General features: G+C 76.2%; 17 protein-coding genes and 1 pseudogene. 7 read left to right on the top strand and 11 right to left on the bottom strand.

Annotation, left to right across the window (positions count from 1 at the left end):
• Positions 1 to 45: 45 nt before the first annotated feature.
• Positions 46 to 612 (bottom strand): helix-turn-helix domain-containing protein, encoded by a 567-nt coding sequence (locus tag AB0I11_RS10150; protein ID WP_357316449.1) that lies wholly within the window; start codon positions 610 to 612, stop codon positions 46 to 48.
• A 150-nt stretch (positions 613 to 762) separates the two neighbouring features.
• Between AB0I11_RS10150 and AB0I11_RS10145 the strand changes: the two genes are divergently transcribed.
• Positions 763 to 1,707 carry an SDR family NAD(P)-dependent oxidoreductase gene (locus tag AB0I11_RS10145; RefSeq protein ID WP_357316446.1) on the top strand — a complete coding sequence of 315 codons (945 nt, stop codon included), beginning with the start codon at positions 763 to 765 and terminating at the stop codon, positions 1,705 to 1,707.
• 59 nt (positions 1,708 to 1,766) lie between these two features.
• On the opposite strand, the gene sucB is transcribed toward AB0I11_RS10145, so the two are convergent.
• Both sucB and lpdA read right to left on the bottom strand, forming a co-directional pair.
• Positions 1,767 to 3,608: a 2-oxoglutarate dehydrogenase, E2 component, dihydrolipoamide succinyltransferase gene (sucB, locus tag AB0I11_RS10140; RefSeq protein WP_357316443.1), complete on the bottom strand. Its 1,842-nt coding sequence runs from the start codon at positions 3,606 to 3,608 to the stop codon at positions 1,767 to 1,769.
• Between the two features lie 67 nt (positions 3,609 to 3,675).
• Positions 3,676 to 5,067 (bottom strand): dihydrolipoyl dehydrogenase, encoded by a 1,392-nt coding sequence (gene lpdA / locus AB0I11_RS10135; RefSeq protein ID WP_357316441.1) that lies wholly within the window; start codon positions 5,065 to 5,067, stop codon positions 3,676 to 3,678.
• Positions 5,068 to 5,244: 177 nt separating this feature from the next.
• Between lpdA and AB0I11_RS10130 the strand changes: the two genes are divergently transcribed.
• On the top strand, positions 5,245 to 5,574 hold the full coding sequence (locus AB0I11_RS10130) for a hypothetical protein (RefSeq protein ID WP_357316438.1): 330 nt from the start codon (positions 5,245 to 5,247) through the stop codon (positions 5,572 to 5,574).
• 58 nt (positions 5,575 to 5,632) lie between these two features.
• On the opposite strand, the gene AB0I11_RS10125 is transcribed toward AB0I11_RS10130, so the two are convergent.
• Entirely contained in the window at positions 5,633 to 7,201 is a 1,569-nt protein-coding gene (locus AB0I11_RS10125; RefSeq protein ID WP_357316435.1) for a leucyl aminopeptidase, read from the bottom strand.
• 164 nt (positions 7,202 to 7,365) lie between these two features.
• Here AB0I11_RS10125 and gcvT point away from each other — a divergent pair, with 164 nt between their 5' ends.
• Positions 7,366 to 8,496 carry a glycine cleavage system aminomethyltransferase GcvT gene (gene gcvT, locus AB0I11_RS10120; RefSeq protein ID WP_357316432.1) on the top strand — a complete coding sequence of 377 codons (1,131 nt, stop codon included), beginning with the start codon at positions 7,366 to 7,368 and terminating at the stop codon, positions 8,494 to 8,496.
• Positions 8,497 to 8,575: 79 nt separating this feature from the next.
• Here the strand turns inward: gcvT and AB0I11_RS10115 are convergent, their stop codons facing one another.
• On the bottom strand, positions 8,576 to 8,881 hold the full coding sequence (locus tag AB0I11_RS10115) for an antibiotic biosynthesis monooxygenase family protein (RefSeq protein ID WP_357316429.1): 306 nt from the start codon (positions 8,879 to 8,881) through the stop codon (positions 8,576 to 8,578).
• 67 nt (positions 8,882 to 8,948) lie between these two features.
• Between AB0I11_RS10115 and AB0I11_RS10110 the strand changes: the two genes are divergently transcribed.
• Entirely contained in the window at positions 8,949 to 9,284 is a 336-nt protein-coding gene (locus AB0I11_RS10110) for a helix-turn-helix domain-containing protein (RefSeq protein ID WP_357316426.1), read from the top strand.
• A gap of 6 nt (positions 9,285 to 9,290) precedes the next feature.
• Here the strand turns inward: AB0I11_RS10110 and AB0I11_RS10105 are convergent, their stop codons facing one another.
• From AB0I11_RS10105 to AB0I11_RS10090, 4 genes and pseudogenes are all read right to left on the bottom strand, one after another.
• Entirely contained in the window at positions 9,291 to 10,583 is a 1,293-nt protein-coding gene (locus AB0I11_RS10105; RefSeq protein WP_357316423.1) for a DUF2314 domain-containing protein, read from the bottom strand.
• A 65-nt stretch (positions 10,584 to 10,648) separates the two neighbouring features.
• The gene (gene cobS, locus AB0I11_RS10100; RefSeq protein WP_357316420.1) at positions 10,649 to 11,422 is read right to left on the bottom strand and encodes an adenosylcobinamide-GDP ribazoletransferase; all 774 of its coding nucleotides are present in this window, start codon (positions 11,420 to 11,422) and stop codon (positions 10,649 to 10,651) included.
• Positions 11,412 to 13,457 carry a bifunctional adenosylcobinamide kinase/adenosylcobinamide-phosphate guanylyltransferase gene (locus AB0I11_RS10095; RefSeq protein WP_357316416.1) on the bottom strand — a complete coding sequence of 682 codons (2,046 nt, stop codon included), beginning with the start codon at positions 13,455 to 13,457 and terminating at the stop codon, positions 11,412 to 11,414. Before AB0I11_RS10095 ends, cobS begins: the two co-directional genes overlap by 11 nt.
• 1,314 nt (positions 13,458 to 14,771) lie before the next feature.
• Positions 14,772 to 15,590: pseudogene (locus AB0I11_RS10090) on the bottom strand (serine/threonine-protein kinase); the annotation flags it as partial.
• Between the two features lie 130 nt (positions 15,591 to 15,720).
• Between AB0I11_RS10090 and AB0I11_RS10085 the strand changes: the two are divergent.
• Together AB0I11_RS10085 and AB0I11_RS10080 are read left to right on the top strand one after the other, a co-directional pair.
• Positions 15,721 to 15,921, top strand: coding sequence for a hypothetical protein (locus AB0I11_RS10085; RefSeq protein WP_046564471.1), 201 nt, complete (start codon positions 15,721 to 15,723; stop codon positions 15,919 to 15,921).
• Complete coding sequence (locus AB0I11_RS10080; protein ID WP_357316412.1) at positions 15,918 to 16,715, top strand: site-2 protease family protein; 798 nt, start codon at positions 15,918 to 15,920, stop codon at positions 16,713 to 16,715. Before AB0I11_RS10085 ends, AB0I11_RS10080 begins: the two co-directional genes overlap by 4 nt.
• A gap of 102 nt (positions 16,716 to 16,817) precedes the next feature.
• On the opposite strand, the gene AB0I11_RS10075 is transcribed toward AB0I11_RS10080, so the two are convergent.
• Together AB0I11_RS10075 and AB0I11_RS10070 are read right to left on the bottom strand one after the other, a co-directional pair.
• On the bottom strand, positions 16,818 to 17,816 hold the full coding sequence (locus AB0I11_RS10075) for an aldo/keto reductase family protein (RefSeq protein WP_357316410.1): 999 nt from the start codon (positions 17,814 to 17,816) through the stop codon (positions 16,818 to 16,820).
• 59 nt (positions 17,817 to 17,875) lie between these two features.
• Positions 17,876 to 23,149: a WG repeat-containing protein gene (locus AB0I11_RS10070; RefSeq protein ID WP_357316407.1), complete on the bottom strand. Its 5,274-nt coding sequence runs from the start codon at positions 23,147 to 23,149 to the stop codon at positions 17,876 to 17,878.
• A gap of 242 nt (positions 23,150 to 23,391) precedes the next feature.
• Between AB0I11_RS10070 and AB0I11_RS10065 the strand changes: the two genes are divergently transcribed.
• Positions 23,392 to 24,162 carry an ABC-2 family transporter protein gene (locus AB0I11_RS10065; RefSeq protein ID WP_357316404.1) on the top strand — a complete coding sequence of 257 codons (771 nt, stop codon included), beginning with the start codon at positions 23,392 to 23,394 and terminating at the stop codon, positions 24,160 to 24,162.
• The last annotated feature ends 46 nt before the right edge of the window (positions 24,163 to 24,208 follow it).

Genomic DNA, 24,208 nt, shown 5'->3' with positions numbered 1-24,208 from the left:
CGACCGAGTCTGTCAGCGGCAGGTCGGCGGCGGGTCGGATTGGGTTCAGCCCGGGCGGCGGCGCAGCCCGTCCATGAGCAGGTCGAGCAGGCGACCGGCCTGGGCGCGCTGCTCCGGCTCGCCGGCCACCAGGGAGACGCCGCTCAGCCCGGCGAGGACATCGGCGGGGGCCACGTCGGCGCGTACGGTGCCCGCGGCGGCGCCGGCCGCCAGCAGGTCACCCAGCGCCGCGAGCAGCCGGTCCCGGCTGTGCGCGTACGGGTTGGCGCCGGAGGCGATGGCCAGCCGCAGCGCGTCGGCCATGCCGCGCTTGGTGGCGAGGTAGTCGACGAACCGGTCCATCCAGGCGCGTACCGCCTCCTCGGCGGGTCGGCTCGCGAGCAGTTCCGGGACGCCGTCGCAGAGCTTCGCCAACTCGTTGCGGTAGGCCGCCTCGATCAGCGCCTCCCGGGTGGGGAAGTGGCGGTAGAGGGTGCCGATGCCGACGCCGGCTTCCTTGGCGATGCGGTCCAGCGTTACCTCGGCGCCGGCCTGGGAAAACGTGCGGACCGCGGCGTCCAGCAGGCGTTGCCGGTTGCGTAGCGCGTCGGCGCGCAGCGGGCGGTCGGGCACGTTCCCTCCTCGGCTCGACCGGGGGCGCGGGCCCGGCCGGGTTTGGCAACCGGAGGAACCTCCGGTTAAGGTCGGAGTAACGGAGGATCCTCCGCTTCTCATCGTAGCGCTCGGACGATCGGTCCGTGCCGCCGCCGACAAGGATGGATCATGACCACCAGCACACCCGTCAGCACCCCGTTCTCCCGCGAGACGACCGCCCTGGAGGTGGTCCGCGACCTCGACCTGACCGGCCGGCGGGCCGTCGTCACCGGCGGCGCTTCCGGTATCGGCGTCGAAACCGCCCGCGCGCTCGCCGCCGCCGGGGCCGACGTCACCCTCGCGGTCCGCAACACCGAGGCCGGCCAACGCGCCGCCGCCGACATCACCGGCAGCACCGGCAACGACCGCGTCCTGGTCGCCCCGCTCGACCTGGCCGACCTCGCCTCGGTGGCCGCCTTCGTCCGCACCTGGGACGGGCCGCTGCACATGCTGGTCAACAACGCCGGCATCATGGCCTCGCCCGAACTGCGCACCGAACAGGGCTGGGAGATGCAGTTCGCGACCAACCACCTCGGGCACTTCGCGCTGGCCACCGGGCTGCACCCGGCCCTCGCCGCGGCCGAGGGCGCGCGGATCGTCTCGGTCAGCTCGGCGGCCCACCTGCGCTCGCCGGTGGTCTTCGAGGACATCCACTTCCGGCAGCGGCCGTACGACCCGTGGCAGGCGTACGGCCAGTCGAAGACCGCGAACGTGCTCTTCGCGGTGGAGGCCACCCGGCGCTGGGCGGACGACGGCATCTACACCAACGCCCTCATGCCGGGCGCGATCCGGACCAACCTCCAGCGCTACATCAGTGAGGAGGAACTCGACCGGATGCGGACCCAGAGCGGCGGCGGCGCGGCGTACTGGAAGAACCCCGAGCAGGGTGCGGCCACCTCGGTGCTGGTCGCCGCCTCGCCGCTGGTCGCCGGCGTCGGCGGCCGGTACTTCGAGGACTGCCAGGAGGCCGGGCCGAACCAGCCGGGCACCCGCACCGGGTACGCCCCGTACGCGCGGGACCCGGCGGCCGCCGAGCGGCTCTGGGCGGTCTCCGCGGAGCACCTGCGCGGCTGACCCGGAAACGACGAAGGGGCGCGCGGCTTCCGCCGCGCGCCCCTTCTGCCGTCCGGGGGTCAGAGCCCCAGTTCGGCCTCGAAGTTGCCGGCCTCCAGCCGCTCCTTGACCGCGACCAGGAAGCGGGCCGCGTCCGCGCCGTCGATCAGCCGGTGGTCGTACGACAGGGCCAGGTAGACCATCGAGCGGACCGCGACGACCTCGCCCAGCTCCGGGTCGTTGACCACGACCGGGCGCTTCACCACGGCACCCGTGCCGAGCATCGCCGACTGCGGCGACGGCACGATCGGGGTGTCGAAGAGCGCGCCCCGGCTGCCGGTGTTGGTCAGCGTGAAGGTCGCGCCGGCGATCTCGTCCGGGCTGATCTTGTTGGTCCGGGTGCGCTCGGCCAGGTCGGCCACCCGCTTGGCGATCCCGCCCAGGTTGAGGTCACCGGCGTTGTGGATGACCGGCACGAGCAGGCCGCGCTCGGTGTCCACGGCGATGCCGAGGTGCTCGGCCTCCGGGTAGGTGATCGTCCCGCCCGCCAGGTCCAGCTGGGCGTTGAGGATCGGGTACGTCTGCAGCGCCTCGATGGCGGCCAGGGCGAAGAACGGCAGGAAGGACAGCTTCACGCCGTGCCGCTGCTGGAAGGAGTCCTTCGCCTGGGCCCGCAGCTTGGCGATCCGGGTGACGTCCACCTCGATCACCGTGGTCAGCTGCGCCATCTCGTGCAGCGACTCGTGCATCCGGGTGGCGATGGCCTTGCGGATCCGGGGCAGCTTCTCGACCGTGCCCCGCTTGCCGCTCGGCTGCGGCTTCGCGGCCGGCTTGGCCGGGGCGGGCGCCCCGGCGGCCGGGGCCGGCTGGGCGGCCGGCGCGGCCTTGGCGGCCCTGGCCTTCTCGGCCGCGTCCAGCACGTCCTGCTTGCGGATCCGCCCGCCGACGCCGCTGCCGTTGAGCGAGGAGAGGTCTACCCCGTGCTCGGCGGCCAGCTTGCGCACCAGCGGGGTCACGTAGCCGGCGGCCTCCTCGCCACCGGCCGGGGCCGGGGCGGTCGGTCGCTGCGCGGTGGTGGCCGGCGCGGGCGGGGTCGCGGCCTGCTCGGCCCTGGCCGGCTGGGCGGCCTGCTCGGCCTCGGCGGCCGGCTCGTTGTACGACAGGCCCGGGGTGGGCTCCTCGACCTTCGGCTCCGGCTTGGGCTCGGGCTTCGGCTCGGGCTTCGGCTCGGGCTTCGGCTCGGCCTTGGGCTCCGGCTTCGGCTGCGCCTGCGGCTGGGCCGGCGCGGCGCCGGCCGCCCCGACGATCGCCAGCACGCCGCCGACCTCGGCGGTCTCGTCCTCGGGGACCTTGATCTCCAGCAGCGTGCCGGCGACCGGCGACGGGATCTCGGTGTCCACCTTGTCGGTGGAGACCTCCAGCAGCGGCTCGTCGACCTCGACGGTCTCGCCGACCTGCTTGAGCCAGCGGGTCACCGTGCCCTCGGTGACGCTCTCGCCCAGGGCCGGCATGGTCACCGGGGTGCCCTCGCCCGACGGCGCGGCGGCCGGGGTGGGCTCCTCGACGGCCGGCTGCTCCGCCTCCGCCTGCGGCTCGGCGGCGGCCTGCTCGGCCTGCTCCGCCGGGGCCTGCTCCTGCTCGGCCGGGGCCTGCTCCTGCGGGGCGGCCCCGCCGGCCTCCTCGCCCTCACCGGCGATGACCGCCAGCTCGCTGCCGACCTCGGCGGTCTCGTCCTCGCCGACCACGATCCGGCTCAGCACGCCCGCCGCGGGCGACGGGATCTCGGTGTCCACCTTGTCGGTGGAGACCTCAAGCAGCGGCTCGTCGACCTCGACGGTGTCGCCCTCCTGCTTGAGCCAGCGCGTGACGGTGCCCTCGGTGACGCTCTCGCCGAGCCGGGGCATGGTGACCGATACCGGCATGTTCTCCAGACTCCTTCATTCCCCTGGTGGGATCATCGCCCGTCGCCGGACGCCGCGGTTGTCGTGATCAGGCGTGGGAGTGCAGCGGCTTGCCGGCCAGGGCCAGGTGCGCCTCGCCCAGGGCCTCGGTCTGCGTCGGGTGGGCGTGCACGAGCTGCGCCACCTCGGCCGGGTAGGCCTCCCAGTTGTAGATGAGCTGCGCCTCGCCGATCAGCTCGCCGACCCGGGCGCCGACCATGTGCACGCCGACCACCGGGCCGTCCTCGACCCGGACCAGCTTCACGAAGCCGGTGGTCTTGAGGATCTGGCTCTTGCCGTTGCCGCCCAGGTTGTAGTTGTAGCTCTTGATCTTGTCGGCGCCGTACTGCTCCTTGGCCTTCGCCTCGGTCAGGCCGACCGACGCCAGCTCGGGGTCGCAGTAGGTGACGCGCGGGATGCCGACCTCGTCGATCACGGCCGGGTTCTGGCCGGCGATCTCCTCGGCGACGAAGATGCCCTGCTGGAAGCCGCGGTGCGCGAGCTGGAGGCCGGGCACGATGTCGCCGACCGCGTAGACGTTCGGCACGCTGGTGCGCAGCCGCTCGTCGGTCAGCACGTAGCCGCGGTCCATCTTGACGCCCTGCTCCTCGTAGCCGAGGTTGGCGGTGTTCGGGCCGCGGCCGACGGCGACCAGCAGCAGCTCGGCCTCGACCGCGTCGCCGCCCTGAATGGTCAGCTTCACGCCCTTGTCGGTCTTCTCGACCTTCTCGAACGGCTTGCCGACCTTGAAATTGATCTTCCGCTTGCGGAACGCCCGCTCCAGCGCCTTCGACGACTCCTCGTCCTCGGCGGCGACCAGGCGGGGCAGCGCCTCGACGATGGTCACGTCGACGCCGAAGGACTTCCAGACACTGGCGAACTCGACGCCGATCACACCGCCGCCGAGCACGATCACCGAGGCCGGGATCCGGTCCATGGTCAGCGCGTGGTCGCTGGTGATGATCCGCTCGCCGTCGATCTCCAGGCCGGGCAGGGTCTTGGCGTACGAGCCGGAGGCCAGCACGACGTTGCGGCCGGTGTAGCGCTTGCCGTCGACCTCGACCACGTTCTTGCCGACCAGCTTGCCGGCGCCGGCCACGAAGGTGATCTTCTTGCTGCTGCCCACCAGGCCCTGGAGGCCCTTGTAGAGGCGGGAGATCACGCCGTCCTTGTACGAGTTGACCGCCGCCATGTCGATGCCCACCAGCTCGGCCTTCACGCCGAACTGCTCGGACTCGCGGGTCTGGTCGGCGATCTCGGCGGCGTGCAGCAGCGCCTTGGTGGGGATGCAGCCGTTGTGCAGGCAGGTGCCGCCGAGCTTCCCCTTCTCGATGAGCGCGACGGAGAGGTCCAGCTGGGCGGCACGCAGCGCCGCCGCGTAGCCGCCGCTACCACCTCCGAGGATGACGATGTCGAAGGTCGTGTCGTTCGGCTCGCTCACATCCAACTCCCAGGTCGCGTCACTGCATCGGGGGTTACGGCGGAGTAACAGACACACCCCACCTCGGTCATCTTGTCACCACCGACGGCCGAGCGCGTACCGAGGTGCCCAACGACACGTCGCCGGCACGTACCCTTGGCATCGTCTTCGATGACGTCCGGGGGAGGAGTGGGTCCGGTGGCGCTGTTCCGACGACGCAAGCGGGTGGCCGCGACGAGCCGCGACCGTGCCGCCGATCGCGCCGATCTGGACCACCTTGAGAACTTCGTCCGGACCCGGCGGGGCGTCGAGGCGTACCTGGAACCGCGGACCACGGTCACCGAGACCACGGTCATGCTGATCGCCGACGACGGCGAGTGGACCCGGCGGCGGGTCGGCAGCCCGGAGGACGCCCGGCGCTGGGCCCACCGGACCGCCATCCCGATCTACGACGTGCGGCTGATGGGCTACCCGCAGCGGATGCGCGACTACAACGAGCGCCGCAAGCGGCGCCCGGAACTCTTCTGACCCGTACCCCGACGACGGGGCGCCCTCCGCGGAGGGCGCCCCGTCGCGGTGGTCGCCGTCAGCCGTTGGCGGCGACGTCGTCGATCAGGTGCAGCAGGGTGCGGACCGGCACGCCGGTGCCGCCCTTGGTCCAGTAGCCGGTCGGCTCGCCCGCGTGGTAGCCCGGCCCGGCGATGTCGATGTGCGCCCAGGCCACGTCGTCGGTGACGAACTCGCGCAGGAACACGCCGCCCTGCAGCATGTGGCCGGCCCGGTCCATCACGGCGTTGACCTGCGAGATGTCGGCGACCTCGGAGTCCATGCCCTTGCGCACGTCATCCGGCAGCGGCATCGGCCACGCCGGCTCGCCGGTCGCCTCGCCGGCCGTCCTGACCCGCTCGCACAGCTGCGGGGTGCCCATCACGCCGGCGATCCGCTTGCCCAGCGCGATCACCTGGCCGCCGGTCAGCGTGGAGGTCTCGAACAGGTAGTCCGTGCCGTCCTCGCAGGCCCGGGCGATGGCGTCGGCCAGGATCATCCGGCCCTCGGCGTCGGTGTTGAGCACCTCCACCTTCTTGCCGCTGTACATGCTGATCACGTCGCCCGGCCGGTAGCTGGTGCCCGACGGCATGTTTTCCGCCATCGGCAGGTAGCCGGTGACGGCCACCGACGGCTTGAGCGCCGCCACCGCCAGCATGGCCGCGCCGACCGCCGCCGCGCCCGCCATGTCGGACTTCATCTCCCACATGCCCTGGGCCGGCTTGATCGAGATGCCGCCGGTGTCGAAGGTGATGCCCTTGCCGACCAGCGCGACCCGCTTGCCGCTGCCGCCGCCCTCCGGCGTGTAGGTGAGCTTGACCAGCCGCGGCGGGGCCTCCGAGCCCTGGCCGACGGCGACGATGCCGCCGTACCCGCCCTCGCGCAGCGCCGCCTCGTCGAGCACCTCGACGCCGAGGCCGGCCTCGCGGGCGGCGGCGGCCACGGCGTCGGCGAACGCCGGCGGGCGCAGCTCGTTCGGGGCGGTGTTGACCCAGTCCCGGCTGGTCAGCACCGCGCCGGTGACCGCCAGCGCCCGGGTGACCTCGGCCCGGGCGGTCGCCTCGCCGGCGTCCGGCACGGCCACCAGCACCTCGGCCACCGGCTCCCGGCGGGCCGGCTGCGGCCTGGTCTTGTAACCGGCGAACCGGTAACCGCCCAGCAGCGCGCCCTCGGCCACCGCGCGCAGCGCGGCCGGGGCGTCGGCGTCGTCGGGCAGCGGCAGGGCCAGCGCGACGCGGGACGCGCCGGCCAGGGCGCGGACCGCCGCGCCGGCGGCCCGGCGCAGGGTCTCCGGGGCGGGGGCGGCGCCGGACGGCTCCGGGCCGAGGCCGACGGCGGCGACCACCGGGGCGGTGATCGTGCCCAGCGTGGCCAGCTTGATCACCTCGCCGGCGCCGCCGGTCGCGCCGAGCAGGGCGAGGGTCGCGGTCAGCTTGCCGTCGAACGCGGCGGCGATGCTCTCGGCGCCGCTGGCCAGCAGCAGGGCGCCGGCGGGTGAGCCGGCCTCCTGCTCGGTGGTCTGGCTGTGCACGCCGATCACGATCGCGTCGACGGCGAGTTCGGCGGGGTCGGTGTCGACCAGGCTGAGGGTGGTGCGAGGCGATGTCACGAAAGCTACTCCGGGCGGGCCGGGCCGGCCGCGTCGTGGCGTGCCGGCGATGAAGGTCTCCGGCGGCAACCTACCCGTCGGAGCAGTGGCTGTCCCGCCGATGGGTGCAGGCGGGGGTCCCGCCGATGCTAACCAGGCCAGCTGGTGACGGTAAGTTGCCACCCATGACCGAGGTGACCTCCGACGCCGCCGCGACCCGGCTGCGCCGTTCCCCCCTGCACGAGCGGCACACCGCGCTCGGCGCCAAGTTCGCCCCGTTCGGGGGCTGGGAGATGCCCCTGGAGTACGCCGGTGGCGGCGTGCTCAAGGAGCACACGGCGGTGCGTACCGGGGTGGGTGTCTTCGACGTCTCGCACCTGGGCAAGGCGCGGATCTCCGGGCCGGGCGCCGCGGACTTCGTCAACGCCTGCCTCAGCAACGACCTGCGCCGGATCGGGCCCGGCCAGGCGCAGTACACGCTCTGCTGCGACCAGGCCACCGGCGGCGTGGTGGACGACATCATCGCCTACCTGCACGCCGACGACCACGTCTTCCTCGTCCCGAACGCGGCGAACACGGCCGAGGTGGTGCGCCGGCTGCGCGCCGCCGCCCCGGCCGGGGTGCTGGTCACCGACGAGCACGAGGCGTACGCGGTGCTCGCGGTGCAGGGGCCGCGCTCGGCGGAGCTGCTCGGCGCGCTCGGCCTGCCCACCGGGCACGACTACATGAGCTTCTCGACCGCCTCGCTGGACGGCGCCGAGCTGACCGTGTGCCGCACCGGCTACACCGGCGAACTCGGCTACGAGCTGGTCGTCCCGGCCGAGCACGCCCCCGCCGTCTGGGACGCGCTCTTCGCCGCCGGCGCCGCGTACGAGCTGCGGGCCTGCGGCCTGGCCGCCCGGGACACCCTGCGCACCGAGATGGGCTACCCGCTGCACGGGCAGGACCTGTCGCTGGAGATCACCCCGCTGCAGGGCCGCTCCAGCTGGGCGGTGGGCTGGGACAAGCCGGCGTTCTGGGGCCGGGACGCGCTGCTCGCCGAGAAGGCCGCCGGCCCCGCCCGTACGCTGCGCGGCCTGGTGGCGGTCGACCGGGCCATCCCGCGCCCCGGGATGGCCGTGTACGCCGGCGACAAGCAGGCCGGCACGATCACCAGCGGCACCTTCAGCCCCACCCTGAAGCAGGGCATCGCCCTGGCCCTGATCGACACCGACCCGAAGCTCGCCGACGGCGAGACGCTGGAGGTCGACATCCGCGGTCGTCGCGCCCAGATGCGCCTGACCCGCCCACCCTTCGTGGAGCCCTCGGTCCGCTGACGGCGGCCCACGCGTCGATCATGAAGTTGGCGGCGCCCGGCGAGATTGCCACCGCCGCCAACCTCCTGATCGACAGTTGTCAGTCCGTGCTGGCGACCTCCGTCGCGGTGTAGTGCCGCATTTCCTCGATGTCGTGGACGTAGGGGCGGATCTCGCGGAAGAACCCGGGGAAGTGCGGGCCGGTGCGGAAGCCCCGGAGGTGGTCCTCGGCCGACGTCCAACGGATCCGCAGGACGTACGCGGCCGGGTCCTCGACGCAGCGGCTCAGCTCGTAGTCGACGCACTCGGGTGCGGCGTCCAGCGCCTTCGCGGCCCGGCCGTACGCCGGGACGAACTCCGCCTGCCGCTCGACCGGCACCCGGTACCTGATGTACTCAACGATCATGCCCACCAGCCCACACCCGGGCCGGCGCGGGTTCAAGTACGCACTTTCCGGTGAGTAGGGGGATCGCGTGCCGAGGCGCTACCACTGCGCGGTGGAGGTGGCCGTCGACGTGCTCGGCGGCCGGTGGCGGCCGGTGATCCTCGCCCACCTCAAGGAGGGCGTGCACCGCTACGGCGAACTGCGCCGACGGATGCCGGACGTCAGTGAGAAGATGCTCGCCCAGCGGCTGCGCGAGCTGGCGGCGGAGGGCCTGGTCGCCCGGCGCGACCTCGGCACCCCGAAGGCCCCGCACGTCGAGTACCACCTCACCGAGGAGGGACGCAGCCTCGTCCCGGTGCTGGCGGCGCTGCACGCCTGGGGCCTGGCCCGGGCCGCCCGGACCGGCACCCCGATCGAGCCCTGAGCCCGGTCAGTCGGTGGCGGGGCGCTCGCCGGCGTCGAGGACGGCCTGGGTCCAGCCGCCCTCGATGACGCCCGTCCCGTCGAGGACCGCCCAGTCGACGACGTCGGCGGCCTCCACCACCACCGGGGCGCCGATGCGGACGGTCGGGTCGCTGCTGGCGTCGCTGGCGCTGGCGCCGACGATCCGTTCCGGGGCGTCCCACGAGGTCACCCCGGCCCAGACGTACTCGGGGCCGTCGTCGCCGGGCAGGCCGTACTTGACCACCAGCTGGCTCTCTGCGGGGAGCCCGCCGGCGAGGAAGCGGGCCCGGATGTCACCCAGCCCGGCCCGGGCGGTGGCGATCGCCTTGCTCATCGCGTCGCCGGGTCGGGCGTACCGGACGTCAGGCTGGATGCCGTTGAACAGGGTCGCGCAGGCCGCCGCGAAGTAGCGGCCGGCCGGTCCCGGGTGCCCCGGCGGCGGGCGCAGGGTGAGGAACGAGTCGGCGTCCGGGTCCGTCGCCGGGTCCAGCTCCAGGGCCAGCAGCACCGGCGCGGTCGCCCCGTGCTGCTCCGGGTTGCCGTACGCCACCGCGATGTCGTGCCCGGTCACCGTGGCCAGCACCGGCAGCTGCACGAACGCCGGCACCTCCGCACCGGCCAGCCCTTCGGTCCAGTCCCGCAGCAGCCGGCGGGCGGCCCCGGTCATCACCGCGCCCCACGCCCGGGTGAGATGGTCCGGCACCCCCTGGGCCTGCAACTCCAGCAGCCCGAACCGGCGCAGCCCCTTGGTGGTGAACCACAGCCCGTCGGCGTCCGACGAGTACGGCACCAGCACCCAGTCGACCAGCCGGATCCGGCCCTCGGCGTCGGGCAGCGAACGCAGCGCCGCCGCCGGGTCGAGGAACTGCAACCCGAAGACGTCCACCACGTCCCCGTCGACCGTCTCGGCGACCGCCGCGGCCACCGCCCGGGCCGCCCACTCGTGCGCCGGCGGCCAGCCCGGCCGGTACTCGGCCTGCACCACCACCAGGTGCGTGGCGGCGGCCAGCCGGGCCAGTTGCGCCTCGGTGGCGCCGAACGCGGTGAGCAGGTCCGGCGGCAGCTCGGGGAACTCGCTGATCGGCCGGGTGTCCACGGTCATCAGCGGGCTGTCCAGCATTTGCTTCGCCAGCCCGTGCACCGGCTCGGCGAGCCGCCCGGCGAGCCCTTCCACCGCGGTCTTCGGGCTGACCTTGGGCAGCCCGGTGATCGGCACCAGGTAGGTCGCGTCCAGCGACTCCGGGACCGGTACGGGCAGGAAGTCGTCCGTGATGAGCATGCCGTCCCCCTCGACCGCGCCGTCGCACCTCGCCTGAGAACGCTACCCGGCCGGACGGGGGACGCTCAGCCGGACAGCACCAGTCCCAGGTAGGACAGCGTGGTGACGATCTCCACGGTGGCGCCCAGCACGTCACCGGTGATCCCGCCGAGCCGGCGTACCGCGTGCCGCAGCAGCCCCGCCGCGACGGCGAGCGCGGCCAGGACGGCGACCGGACCCTGCCACGGGCGGCCCGGCACCGTCGGCACGGCCAGCAGCGCGACGGCCGCCGCGCCGGCCACCAGCGGGACCGGCCCCACCGTGCCGGCCACCAGCGCGCCCAGCCCGTCCGGCCGGGCGGCCGGCACCCCCCGCCGGCAGGCCAGGCCGACGCCGAGCCGGCCGGCCGCGGTGGCGGCCACCAGCGCCGCGAGCGCGGCCGGCGCCGCCCGCCCGGCCAGCTCCGCGAGCACCGCGGTCTGCAGCAGGAGTACGACCACCAGCGCGACCACCCCGAACGGGCCGACGTCCGGCTTCTTCATGATCTCCAGCGCGGCCGCGCCGCGCCGGTACGACCCCAGCGCGTCCACGGTGTCGGCCAGCCCGTCCAGGTGCAGCCCCCGGGTGAGCAGCGCGCCGAGCCCGACGGTCACCCCGGCGGCGACCAGCGGGGGAGCGAGCGTGCCGGCGAGCAGCAGGACGGCGCCGAGCACCGCGCCGAGCAGCGCCCCGACCGCCGGGGCGAGCCCCATGGCGGTGCCCGCCACCGCCCGGTCGATCCGGCCGGCGCGCACCGGCAGCGTGGTGAAGGTGGTGAGCGCCAGCCGGAGCCCCGCGCCGAGCCGCGACTCAGTCGGCACGCGGGCCGGGGAAGACCGGCTGGTCCGGCCCGGCGGTGGTCGGCCCGGGACCGGCGGGCTCCGGCTCGGTGAAGTCCCCTCCGGTGCCGGTCGGGCCGCTACCGGCGGGTGTGGGCCCGGTGAAGTCCGGTTCGGTGCTGGTGGGGCCCGGTCCGGCGGGCTCGGGTTCGGTGAAGTCCGGTTCCGTGCTGGTCGGGCCGGGACCCGCCGGCTCGGGCTCGGTGAACTCCTCGTCGTCATCCTCGCCGCTCAGTGACGGGTGCACCGGCAGGTTGGCGGCGAGCGCCAGCGCCGAGCGCAGCAGCGGCAGCGTGGCCAGCGCGGTGGCCCCCTCGCCCAGGTCGAGCCGCAGGTCGACCAGCGGGGTCAGGCCGAGCACGTCGGCGGCGAGCCGGACCGCCGGCTGGCCGCCGTGGTCGGGCAGCAGGCACCAGTGCCGGGCCTGCCCGGCCAGGTCCCGGCTGACCATGCCGGCCGCCACCCCGACCGGGCCGTCGAGCAGCACGGGGATCCGCCGGGCGGTCGCGCCGAGCAGCACGCCGGTGGCCACCGCCACGTCGCCGCCGCCCAGCTCGGCGAGGATGTCCCTGGCCTCGCGCGGGGCGCGCCGGGTGCGGTGCAGGGCGTCCCGGACCGCCGCGCAGCGGACCATCCAGGCCGCGTCGTCGATCTCGCCGTGCTCGGTCACCACCCGGCCCAGCACCGCCGGGGGCTCGGCCCCGGCCGTGGCCGCCAGCACCGCCGCGGCCGCCGTCTCGGTGCCGGCGCCGCAGGCGGCCAGCACCAGCAGTTGTACGCCCGCGTCGGCGGCCTGCTCGGCCAGCCGCCAGCCGTAGCGCAGGGCCGACTCGACCTGGTCCAGGGTGAGCGCCGGGCCGTCCTCGATGGCGGCGGAGGCGGGCGCCTCGACCACCTGGAGGCTCGCGCCGTTCTCGGCCGCGAGCCGGGCCAGCGGGCCCTTGCCGGCGCGCGCCTGCCGGGCCCGGCGGGCCGACCCGCCCGGGGTCGCGCCGGCCGACGCCCCGCCCGCGTGGTCGCCGTGCAGCAGCAGCACGCGCACCGACGCCCAGGGCGCGGGGACGGTGGTGCCCTGGGTGGCGGCGGCGAAGCCGACCACCCGTTCCAGCACCCCGAGGCCGGCGCCGGGCAGGTCCAGGGTGGCCAGCCGGTCGACGGCCTGCGGCCCGGCGTAGTCGTCGGGCATGGGCAGCTCCATGCCCGGCTGGATGACCAGCCCGGTGGCGACCATCGGCAGCGCCATGGTCGGTGCCGCCCAGGCGGCCCCCGCCGTGGCCGGATCGGCGGCCGGCGCGGGCGGCACAGCCGGGGTGAACACCTCGGGCAGCGTGGCCTCGGCCTCGGCCGCGCCACCGGTCACCGGCGCGGCGGCCGTCGCCATGGTGGCCGCCGTGGCCACCGCTGGGGCCGCCGGCGGGGTGCCCGCCGGACCGGAGCCGGCCTGCGCCAGCACGGTGGGCAGCGCCGCCTCGGCCGGCTTCAACCGGGTGGGCTGGCCGGCCACCACGAGCACGACCGCGTCGCAGGCCTCGGCGACCGCGCGGTTGGTCGCGCCGAGCGCGTCGACGAACGCCCGCCCCAGCGGGGTGGTCGGCACCAGGGACAGCCCCACCTCGGGGCTGACCAGGACCAGCCGGGCGGCGCTGGCGCGTACCGCCGCGGCCAGCTCGGCGATGGTGGCGGTGTCGTCGGCGGGCTGGTGCGCCGGATCGAGCAGCACGGTCACCCAGCCGCCCAGGTCGTCGACGAGCAGCGTGTCGTTCGGCCCGGCCGCCGCGATCAGGGCGGCCAGCCGGCCCGGATCCGCGGCGGTCTCCTCGCTGGTCCAGCTGCCCGGCCGGCGGGCCCGGTGCACCGCCAGGCGGGCCGCCCACTCGGTGTCCTCCGGGTCCCCTTCGGGAGCGGTGGCCACGTACCGGACCGTGGGCGCGTCGGCGACCAGCGACTCCGCGAACTCGGACTTGCCGGACCGGATACCGCCGAGCACCAGGAGTGTGTTCCACCCGTCAACGGACATGCCCGTACCTTAGAGCCGACGGGCCGTTCACCGCCCGCCGGCCCGGCCGGCTCAACCGCAGTGCTCGAACGGGCTGCCGTAGCTGGCCCCGCCGGCCGAGCCGCCCCACTTCACGCAGACCCCGGCGGCGCTGGTCCGCAGCGGCCCGGCGTAGTACTTGAACGCCCCGCTGTCGGCCTGCCGGGCCTTCCCCTGCACCTCCAGGTGGACCGAGACGGCGGTGGCCCGGCCGACGCCGGTGTCCTTGAGGGTGACCGCGCAGTTCGCCCCGGTGGCGCTGTTGTAGAGCAGGTAGACCCGGCCCGTGCGGACCCCGTTCGCGGTCAGCGTCGCCGAGTCGACGACCTGGAAGCCGCTGCCGCACACCTGCCGGGCCGTGTACGGGTTGGGCTGCTCGGCCGCCGCCGAGGCGCTCGTCGGCGCCGGCGCGCCCGGACCGCTCCCGGTCGGGGCCGGCGCGCCGGCCGACGGGCCGCCGGTCGCCACCGGGCGGCTCGGCGTGGCCGACGGCGACCGGCCGGGCCGGCCGCTGTGCCCGGGCGTGGCGGCCCCGGCGGCCGGCGGGCCGGAACCGGCCGGATCGGCGAGCGCGGACTCGCCGGCCAGGGTGGCCGGCCGCCGATCCGGGCCGTCCGGGGACCGCAGCGTGGTCACGGCCACGGCGGTCAGCACCGCGACGAGGACCACGGCGGCCGCCCCTGCCAGGGCGAGCAGCCGGCCACGCCCCCTCCCGCCACCGGTCGGCCCCTCCAGCGTCGGCGGCACCCCGGAGCCGGCGTGCCGCTCCTCGGCCGACCCGTACCCGCCGGGACGCGGACCCGCGGCGCCGACCGCCCAGGCCGGACCGGGCGGGCCGCCGGCCGGTGAGCCGGGCGGCTCGCCGAAGCCACCGACCGCCCCGCCCGGGGCGGCCCGGCCGGGCACGAACCGGCCCGGGGCGCCGCCGGGCGCGAAGCCCTGCGGGGCACCGCCCGCAGCCCGGCCGGAACCGGTGCCACCGTCGGCCGCCGGGCCCGCGCCCGGGCCGAAACCCAGCAGGGGGCCCGCGGGCGGGCCGACGACCTGTTGAGGGTCCGCGGTGGGGACGAGGCCCGGCGGAGGGCCTGCGCTCGGACCGGGGCCCGGCCGCGTGCCGCCGGCCGGGTCGACGGCGTGCGGGACGTGGCCGTCGGCCAGCGCGCCCGCGGTCGGGGCCGGGGCGATCGGGCCGGGGACGGCCGGCGTGGGGAGCGCGGCGGGCCCGGGCACGGCCGGACCGGCCACCGCCCACGGTGGGCGGGGCGGCACGGGGAGCCGGGCCAGGGTGGCGTCCCGGGCGTCCTGGGCCGCCTCGGCCAGGGCCAGCCCGCTCGGGTGGCGCTCCGCGGCGCTCTTCGCCAGCGCCCGCCGGACCACCTCGACCACCGCCGGTGGCGTCCCCGCGGGCAGCGGCGGCGGCTCGTCCTGGGCGTGCCGCATGGCCACCTGGAGCGGGTTGTCACCCTCGAACGGCGGCCGGCCGGCCAGGCAGAAGTACGCGACCGCGCCGAGCGCGTACACGTCGGTGGCGGCCGAGACGGGCTGGCCGGTGGCCTGCTCCGGGGACATGAACGAGGCGGTGCCGAGCACGGTGTGCGCGGCGGTGATCCCGGCCATGCTGCGGGCCCGGGCGATGCCGAAGTCGACCAGCACCACCGTGCCGTCCCGCTTGACCAGCAGGTTGCCCGGCTTCACGTCGCGATGCACGATCCCGGCGAGATGCGCGGTGTGCAGCGCGTGGGCCGCCTGCGCCACCACCGACATGGTCGAGGCCGGGTCGAGCCGGCCGGCCCGGCGGATCCAGGTGACCAGCGGTTCCCCGTCGACGTACTCCATCACCAGGTAGCTGACCTGGCTGCCGTCGGCCAGCGCGGCCGAGCCGAAGTCGTGCACCTGCACGATGCCGGGGTGGCGCACCGCGGCCAGCATCCGGGCCTCGGCGCGGAACCGGGTGGTGAACTCCGGGTCGGCGACGAGCGAGGGCAGCAGCACCTTCACCGCGACCTCCCGGCCGAGCAGGGTGTCGGTGCACCGCCAGACGGCGCCCATGCCGCCGGTCGCGATCCGTTCGCTCAGCCGGTACCGCTCGCTGAGCATGACTCCTTCAGTCAGCACCGGGCCACCGTACCGACCGGCGCGCGGGCACATGATCCATGTGGCCGCCGGGGCCGTCACCCGCCGAGCCGACTACGCTTGCGGGGCATTGGCGTCCCAGGGGGACGACGGCGGCGAGGGGAGACGCGGCATGGCGTGGAGCTGGCGGTACGAGGGCGAGAACCGCGAGTCGGTCGACGGGCCGGCCGAGTCGTTCGGCAGCCAGGCGGATGCCGAGTCGTGGATCGGCCAGGCCTGGCGGGAGCTCGCGGCGTCCGGCGTCACCTCCGTCGCGCTCGTCGAGGACGACCGGGTGGAATACCGGATGAGCCTGCTGCCGCCGGCCGAATGACCGGCTACGACCGCCCCGGCGACCCGCTGGTGCTCGGGGTGCCCCGGGCGGCCTTCCGGCCCAGCCCGGTCTTCCTCGCCCTGGTCGCGCTCTTCGTGGCCAGCGGGGTGATGACCTGGCAGCGGTTCGGCAACGTCCGGTTCGACGTCTTCCTCTTCGTGGTCTCCGGCTGGCTGGTCTCGCTCTGCCTGCACGAGTACGCGCACGCGGTGGTCGCCTACCGGGCCGGCGACCGGGACATCGCGCACCGCGGCTACCTGACGCTCAACCCGGTCAAGTACACCAACCCGCTGCTGTCGATCGTGCTGCCGGTGGTCGTGGTGCTGCTCGGCGGCATCGGCCTGCCCGGCGGCGCGGTCTGGGTGGACCGGCACGCGATCCCCGGCCGGCTGCGGCACACCCTGGTCAGCCTGGCCGGGCCGGCCACCAACGTGCTGTTCACCCTGCTGCTGGTCGTGGCGCTGCGGGTCGGCTTCGGCACCGGCGGGCCGATCGAGTTCTGGGCCGGGCTGGGGCTGCTGGCGTTCCTCCAGCTCACCGCCAGCGCGCTCAACCTGCTGCCGGTGCCGGGCCTGGACGGCGGCAACATGATCCAGCCCTGGCTGAGCCCCAACTACCGGCGGATGTACGACCTGTTCGCCCCGTACGGCTTCCTGCTGCTCTTCGCGCTGCTGTGGAGCCCGCGGATCGGCGGGTGGTTCTTCTCGGCGGTGTTCACCGTGGGCGACGCGCTGGGGCTGCCGCCCGGCCTCTACGTCGTCGGGCTGGACCTGATCCGCTTCTGGCAGGGCTGACCGGCCGGCGGGAGCCGCCGCGGCGCGGCGGTCGGCCCGGGATGCGCGTACCCCCGGCAGGGCCCGGGCCGGCGCGGTGGCCGCGCCGGCCCGGGGAGAGCGTCACGGACGCTGCGCCGGGCTCTCGGTCTTGGCCGGGTCCCGCTCGGTGATCGGCTCGACGATCTCGTCGATGGCCTTGAGCAGGTCGGCGTCGAGCTTCACGCCGGCCGCCTTCACGTTGTCGTGCACCTGCTCGGGCCGGGACGCCCCGATGATCGCCGAGGAGACGTTCGGGTTCTGCAGCACCCAGGCGATGGCGAGCTGCGGCATGCTCAGCCCGGCCTGCTCGGCGAGGGGCTTGAGCCGCTGCACCCGGGTGAGCACCTCGTCGGTCAGGAACCGGGCGATGAAGTTCGCGCCCGACTTCTCGTCGGTGGCCCGGGAGCCGGCCGGCGGCGGCTGGCCCGGCAGGTACTTGCCGGAGAGCACGCCCTGGGCCATCGGCGACCAGACGATCTGGCCGACGCCCAGCTCCTCGCTGGTCGGGATCACCTCCGTCTCGATGACCCGCCACAGCATCGAGTACTGCGGCTGGTTGGAGACCAGCGGGATGCGCAGCTCGCGGGCGAGCGCGTGGGCCTCGCGGAGCTGCGAGGCCCGCCACTCGGAGACGCCGATGTAGTGTGCCTTGCCGGAGTGCACGACGTCGGCGAACGCCTCCATCGTCTCCTCGAGCGGGGTGCTGTAGTCGTAGCGGTGGGCCTGGTAGAGGTCCACGTAGTCGGTCTGCAGCCGGCGCAGCGAGCCGTTGATCGACTCCATGATGTGCTTGCGGGACAGGCCGCGGTCGTTGCGGCCCGGCCCGGTCGGCCAGTACACCTTGGTGAAGATCTCCAGCCCCTCGCGCCGCTCGCCCTTCAGCGCGCGACCGAGCACCTCCTCGGCCCTCGTGCCGGCGTAGACGTCGGCGGTGTCGAAGGTGGTGATGCCGGTCTCCAGGGCGGCCCGCACGCAGGCGGTCGCCGCGTCCTCCTCGACCTGCGAACCGTGGGTGATCCAGTTGCCGTACGAGATCTCGCTGACCATCAGGCCGGAACGGCCTAGGTGTCGGAATTCCATGCCTTGACCCTAACGCCGCCCGATCATCGCGCTACCGCGACGCTCGCCGGCCGCGCTCGTCAGAGGACCGGGCTGGTGTCGGCGAGCAACTGATCGATCTCCGCGACCACCGCGGCCCGGCTCGGGTGCACCGGGTCGATCAGCGGCCCGCCCCGCCGGTCCAGCGCGCCCCAGCGGCCCGAGTCGTGGCTGACCAGGAAGGCCACCGGGTGCACGACCAGCGCCGGGTACGCCGGTGTCACCAGCACTCGCCCGGTCCGGTCCACCACCCCCCGGCGGCCGGCCAGCTCCACGCCGGCCAGGCCCTCCTCGGTGAACCCGTCCACCTGCCGGCCGTCCGCGAGGGCCGTGGTGAGGCCGTGGTAGCGCGTGGGCACCACCACCTGGCCGGTCCGGTCGACCGCGCCCCAGCCGCCGTTCTGCCGTACCGCCGCGAGGCCGCCCCGGAACGGCCGGACGTCCTCGAAACCCGGCGGGATCTTCACGATGTTGGTCGGGTCCACCGCCATCCACCGGCCCTTGCCGTCCATCGACACCCAGGCCAGCCCCTCGGAGAACGAGCCCACCGCCCGGTAGCCGTTGTTCGCCTCGATCAGCGCCGCCCCGGTGGTGTCGATCAACGCCCACCGGGACGCCTCCGGCCGGCGTACCCAGGCCATCCCCTCCCGGAACGGCTGCACCTCGGCGTACCGGTGGTCGACCACCAGGTTGCCCTCGGCGTCCGCGTAGCCCCAGAGCTGCTGCTCCTCGTCGCGGGTCGGCACCGGGTAACGCTCCTCGCCGAGGACCGCCTCCCGGGAGCGCGGCTTCGGCCCGAACCCGCCGGTCACGGCCCGCTCGGCGACCGCGTCCAGCGCCAGCGCGGTACGCGCGTTCAGCTCCGCGTCGTCCCCGTGGCGCAGGTCCAACGCCCGCTCGAAGTGCAGGCACGCCTCGGTCAGCCGGCCCTGGTCGTAGCAGCACCGGCCGGCGTGCTCGTGCAGCACCGCGCGCAGCCGGTCGGGCAGCTCCGGCGAGTTGGCCGCGGCGAAGAGGCGGTCCGCCTCCGCGTACTCGCCCCGCCAGCGCAGCACCTCGGCCAGCCGGGCCCGGACCAGCGCGGTCCGCCGCAACTCGCCGGTGGCCTCGGCGTACGTGTGGGCCAGCCGGGCGTCGGCGAGGGCGTCGTCCAGGTCGCCGAGGACCCGGGACGCCACCGACCGCAGGCTCAGCAGCCGGGCCCGGCTCCGGTTGTCCAGCGAGCTGCCCAGCTTCGCGGTGAGCCCGTCCCGGATCTCCCGCAGCGCCTCCGGCTCGGGCGCCTCCTCGCGCAGGGTCTCCGGGTTCAGCCGCCACCGGACCGCGGCCAGCGCCTGCTCCGGATCCGCCGGCCGTTCCGTCGGCCGCTCGACCTGCTCGGCCGGCTGGTCCGGTGCGGCCGCTTCGGCCGGCTGGTCCTGCTCGGTTCGCTGGTCCTGCTCGGCCTGTTCGACCTGCTCGGCCTGCCTGGCCTGCTGGTCGTGCTCGGGCCGCTGGTCCTGCCCGGCCTGGCTGGCCTCCTGGTCCTGCTCGTTCTGCCGGTCCTGTTCGGCGGGCGAGTCCAGGGCTTCCCGCTCGGCCTGCTCGGTTGACCCGTGCCGCTCGGCGGACGGGTCCTGCTCGGTCCACTCGACCTGCTCGACCTGCTCGACCTGCTCGACCTGCTCGACCTGCTCGGCCCGCTCGACCTGCTCGGCCCGCTCGACCTGCTCGGCGGGCGAGCCGTCGGCGCCCGGCATGTCCCGCTCGACGAACCGGTCCTGGGCGGCCGGCTCGTCCTGCGCGGGGGAACCGTCCGGCACCGACCGCTGCTGCCCTCCCCGGTCCTCGTCGCCACCAGGTGCGGCAGACACGGGCACCGCCGAAGCGAGTGCCGCGGACACCGGCGGCGGGGACGCGAGCGGCGCCGACGGGGGCGCCGCGGACACGGGCGCCGCGGACACGGGCGCCGCGGACACGGCAGCCGCGGACGCCGCGGTGGCCGGAGGCGCGGAGACCGGTGCCGCCGGGGCCGGGTTGGGCTCCGAGGGCGGCTCGGGGACGGCCGCCGGGGGCGCGTACGCGGGCGGCGGCGCGACCGGGCCGGATGCCGCTGCGGCCGGTGCGGTGGCCGTCGGCGGGGCCGGAACGGGTGCGGTGGACACCGGTCCGGCGTCGGTCGGCCGGCCGGCCAAACCGTTGACACGGGCCTGGTCAGCCTGGTCGTTCCGCTGGCCCCGGTCGGCCGGGTCGGACGTCCCGGTCATCGCATTGGCGGTCCAGGCTGGCGGCGCCGACACCGGCCGCGCGGGGGCTGCCGCCGGATCTGGCTTCGCCGCCGCGTCCGGTGCCCACGCCGGCGGGCCCGGCTCCGGCCGAGGGGCGGGCACCGGCGCGGACCGAGCAGCGGATGGTGCCGCGTCGGGTGCCGGCGTGGCCGGGTCGCCGGTCCAGGCCGGTGGGGCGGAGACCGGACGGGCCGCGGGCGCGGCCGGGTGGTCCCGGTCCGGTGCCGGAGCCGCACTCCGGGCGGGTGGGGCGGACACCGGGCGCGCGGCCGGCCGCGCCGCGTCGGGTGCCGGTGCGGCCGGGTCGCCGGTCCAGGCCGGCGGGGCGGAGACCGGGCGGGCCGTGGGCGGGGCGGCGTCCGCCGGCGGTGCGCTGACCGGCCGTCCCGCCGCCGGTCCCGCTGGCGCGGGGGAGACCGGCGCCTGGAGGCCCGGCGCAGGGGAGACCGATGGAGGGGCGACCTGCGCCTGGGGGGCCGGCGTTGGGGAGGCCGGCGCCTGGGGGACCGGCGTTGGGGAGGCCGGGGCCTGGGGGACCGGCGCCTGGGAGGCCGGCGCGTCTGTGGGTGTCGGGGCGCTCGTGTCGCCGTCCGGGTGTCCGGGCCGGAACCAGGCGGCCGGATCCGCGTCCTGGACGACCGGACCGTCGGGCCGGGAGGCAGAGCGACCGTCCGCCCCGGTGGCGGTCGGGGCCGGCGCGGCGGGACCGGCGGGCTCCGGCGGGGCCGGCGCGTCGGTGGCGCGGGGGTCCGCCGGCGCGGCGGCGGGACCGGGCAGGAACTCCACCCGCAGGTTGGCCGCTGGCGGCCCGGACACGGGCGCGCCGGGGAAGGGCGCGCCGGAGACAGGGACCCCGGACACGGGCGCACCGGAAACCGGCGCGCTGGACTCGGGCGCGCCGGGAACGGGCTGCCCGGAGGTGGGCGCGCCGTGCGCGGGCGGCCCGGAGGTGGGCGCGCCGCGCACGGGCTGCCCGGAGGTGGGCGCCCCGGAGACCGGCCGGTCCGGGACGGCTGACGGCGGGCGGTGCTCCGGTCCCGGCGTGGGCGGGCGGCGTAGCTCGTCGGGGCGGACCGCCGCTGGCCGGTCCGGCCGCGGCGCGGGCGGTACCACCCGGTGGGGCTGGTCGTGCGGCTGCGCCGGGGCCGGCGGACGGCCGGCGTCCGGGCGGGTGGGAGCCGTCGAGGGGTCCCGCAGGTCGTCCGGTCGGGTCCGGGCGGCCGGCTCGACGGACGGCCGCCACCCCTGGCCGGGGTGGGCCGGCCGACCGGCCCGCTCCTCCGGCTGCGGCCGGAGGCCCGGCCGCTCCTGGGGAGTCTCGGGTCGGGCCGGGGTCGCGCCGGGGCGCGGGCCGACCTGCGGCTGCGGCGGGACCGGGTCGCGGCGGGGACCGTCGGGGCGGCGAGCGGCTACGTCGGGCCGGCCCACCGGCTCGTCCGCCGGGCGCGGCGGCCGGCCGTCGGGGGCGGGCCCGGCCGGGACGACCGGCGGGCGGGGCCGCTCGTCGGGGCGGTACGGCGCCGGCTCGGTCCGGGGCCGCCGTTCCACGGCCGGCCACTCCTGGGGGCGCGGGCCACCGGGTCCGGCCGCCGGCCGCCGGCCGTTCCACCGCTCGTCCGGGCCCTGCGGGGCGGGACGCGGGTCAGGGTGGCGACCGGGCTCGGCGCGGTACGGGTCCACGGGACCGCGCGGCGCGTCCGGTGCGTCGCGGTACACCTCGGCGCGCCCGGCGGCCTCCCGGCGCGGGTCGCGCTCACGCGGCGGCGGACCGTCGAACCCGGGGTCGCGCCGCGGGACCCGGCGGTCGGGTCCGGGCTCGGGCCGGCCGCCGGGGCCGTCGTAGGGCCGGTCGGGCCGGCGGTCGGATCCGGGCTCGGGCCGGCCGCCAGGGCCGTCATAGCGCCGGTCGGCCGGGCGGTCGGGCTCGCGGCCGTCGAAGCCCCGCTCCGCCGGACCCTCGTAGCCTCGCTCGCGCCGGTCCGCCGGTCGGCCGAGGCCGGGTTCGCGCCGGTCGGCCCAGCCCTCGGGCGTTCCGTCGGGCCGCTCCCGGGGCCCCACGGCCGGTCGCCCGTCCTGGGTGCCCCGGCGCTGCTGCGGGCGGTGGGCCAGTTCGTCGGGCTCGGGGAGCCAGCCGGGCTCGGCCGCCGGGGAGACCGGCCGGTGCGGGCCGCCGTCGGGCGTGCGCCGCCCCGGCTCCGGGCGGACCCAGCGCTGGTCGGGTCGTTCCTCCCGCCAGGCCGCGGGCTGCTCCCGGTCCGGCCGCCGCTGCGGATCGCGCTGGTCGCCCCGCCGATCGGACCAGGACCGCCGCCCGTCCGGGCGCGGCTCGTCGTGGTGGCGCCGGTCGTCCGGGTACGCGCCGGCCCGGTCGCCCGGTGCCGGGCTGACCGGGTACGTCCCGCGCCCTCCAGCCGGTCCGGCCGGACTGATCGGGTAGGTGCCGCGCCGGTCGTCCGGCCCGGCGGGGCGGACGGGGTACGTGCCGCGCCGGCCGTCAGCGGCGGCCGGGCTGACGGGGTAGGTGCCGCGCCGCTCGTCGGGGTTGCCGGGGTAGCCGCGGGGCCGCTCGTCGGGTCCGGCCGGGCTGACGGGGTAGCTGCCCCGCCGCTCGTCGGGGTTGCCGGGGTGGGTGCCGCGCCGTTGGTCCGGGCCGCCCGGGTCGGTGCCCCGCCGCTCCTCCGGGCCGGCCGGGTGGGTGCGGCGCCGCTCGTCGGGGCCGGCCGGGCTGACCGGGTACGTACCGCGCCCGTCGGGGCCAGCCGGGCTGACCGGGTAGGTGCCGCGTCCGTCGGGGCCGGCCGGGTAGGTGCCACGCCCGTCGGCACCGGCCGGGCTGACCGGGTACGCGTCGTCCGGGGCGTGGCTGTCCGGGTGCACCTCGGCGCGGCCGACCACGGCGGCCCGGCCGCGCGGGGCGGGCGGGGCCAGGTGTTCGAGGCCGATGTCGCCCGGGTAGCGCTGCCCCGGGAACTGCGGACGCCACTCGTGGGTGGGTTCGGCGGCCCAGGACGGTTCGGCCAGCTCGCGCCAGCGGTCCCAGCCGCTCATCGTCGCATCCTGTCGCCGCCCGCGCGGCGCGGCCCCGGGGCCGGCTCGCGTCGCTCGCTCACGGCGATGTCACCTCGTTGGAAATTGTCGCGCTGGGGCCCCGACGTGCCGGTAGAGTCGCCCGGTCCTGCACGTCATGGCTGCGGATGGAGGGTAGCGGCGTGGGCTCTCTCACCGCCACTGTGGCACCGCCCACGGGTTCAAACGTTACCCCATCGTTTCGGACATTCGGTGCGATAGCGGTGGCTGGCTTCCGGCGCCACGCCACCTACCGCCAGGCGACCCTGGCCGGGCTGGTCACCAACACCGTCTTCGGCTTCCTGCGCTACTACGTCTTCCTGGCCGCGGCCGGTACGGCCGGCCAGGTGGCCGGCTACGACCGCACCCAGCTGGCCACCTACGTCTGGGTGGGGCAGGGGCTCCTCGCGGTCATCGCCATCTGGGGCTGGACCGAGCTGGCCGACCGGATCCGCACCGGCGAGATCGCGGCCGACCTGCTCCGGCCGGTCCACCCGGTGACCAGCTACCTCGCCGCAGACCTGGGCCGGGCCGGCTTCGCCGCGCTGTTCCGGCTGATGCCGCCGGTGCTGGTCGGCGTGCTCCTGTTCGAGGTGTACCTGCCCCGTCGGGCGGCCACCCTGCCGCTGGCCGTGCTCTCCGTGCTGCTGGCGCTGGTCGTCTGCTTCGGTTGCCGCTACCTGGTCAACGCGACCGCTTACTGGTTGCAGGACGTCCGGGGACCGATGACCCTCTGGATGCTCGCCGGCAACGTGCTGGGCGGGCTCTACTTCCCGCTCAGCTTCCTGCCCGGCGGCCTGGAGGCGCTGCTGCGCTACGGCACCCCGTTCCCCAGCCTGCTGCAGATCCCGCTCGACGTGCTGGTCGAGCGGGAGCCGATGCCCGCCCAGCTCGGCCTGGTCGCGGTGCAGGCGGGCTGGGCGGTCGCGCTGCTCGCCCTCTGCCGGCTGGTCCAGCGCCGGGCGGAGCGCCGGTTGGTGGTGCAGGGTGGCTGAGCCGGCAACCCTGACTGGGCCGGCCGCCCCGGCGCAGCGGCCGCGG

The organism is Micromonospora sp. NPDC050495, from assembly GCF_040655175.1.
Lineage (GTDB): Bacteria > Actinomycetota > Actinomycetes > Mycobacteriales > Micromonosporaceae > Micromonospora.
Note: the sequence above shows the minus strand (reverse complement) of the source record. Positions and strands in the feature narration are given on the sequence as shown.

Bases quoted from the DNA above. Each gene is read 5' to 3' on its own strand.
- AB0I11_RS10095 (WP_357316416.1), bottom strand. From the start codon at position 13,457: ATGTCCGTTGACGGGTGGAACACACTCCTGGTGCTCGGCGGTATCCGG.
- AB0I11_RS10145 (WP_357316446.1), top strand. From the start codon at position 763: ATGACCACCAGCACACCCGTCAGCACCCCGTTCTCCCGCGAGACGACC.
- AB0I11_RS10085 (WP_046564471.1), top strand. From the start codon at position 15,721: ATGGCGTGGAGCTGGCGGTACGAGGGCGAGAACCGCGAGTCGGTCGAC.
- AB0I11_RS10105 (WP_357316423.1), bottom strand. From the start codon at position 10,583: ATGCTCATCACGGACGACTTCCTGCCCGTACCGGTCCCGGAGTCGCTG.
- AB0I11_RS10080 (WP_357316412.1), top strand. From the start codon at position 15,918: ATGACCGGCTACGACCGCCCCGGCGACCCGCTGGTGCTCGGGGTGCCC.
- AB0I11_RS10075 (WP_357316410.1), bottom strand. From the start codon at position 17,816: ATGGAATTCCGACACCTAGGCCGTTCCGGCCTGATGGTCAGCGAGATC.
- AB0I11_RS10070 (WP_357316407.1), bottom strand. From the start codon at position 23,149: ATGAGCGGCTGGGACCGCTGGCGCGAGCTGGCCGAACCGTCCTGGGCC.
- AB0I11_RS10115 (WP_357316429.1), bottom strand. From the start codon at position 8,881: ATGATCGTTGAGTACATCAGGTACCGGGTGCCGGTCGAGCGGCAGGCG.
- gcvT (WP_357316432.1), top strand. From the start codon at position 7,366: ATGACCGAGGTGACCTCCGACGCCGCCGCGACCCGGCTGCGCCGTTCC.
- sucB (WP_357316443.1), bottom strand. From the start codon at position 3,608: ATGCCGGTATCGGTCACCATGCCCCGGCTCGGCGAGAGCGTCACCGAG.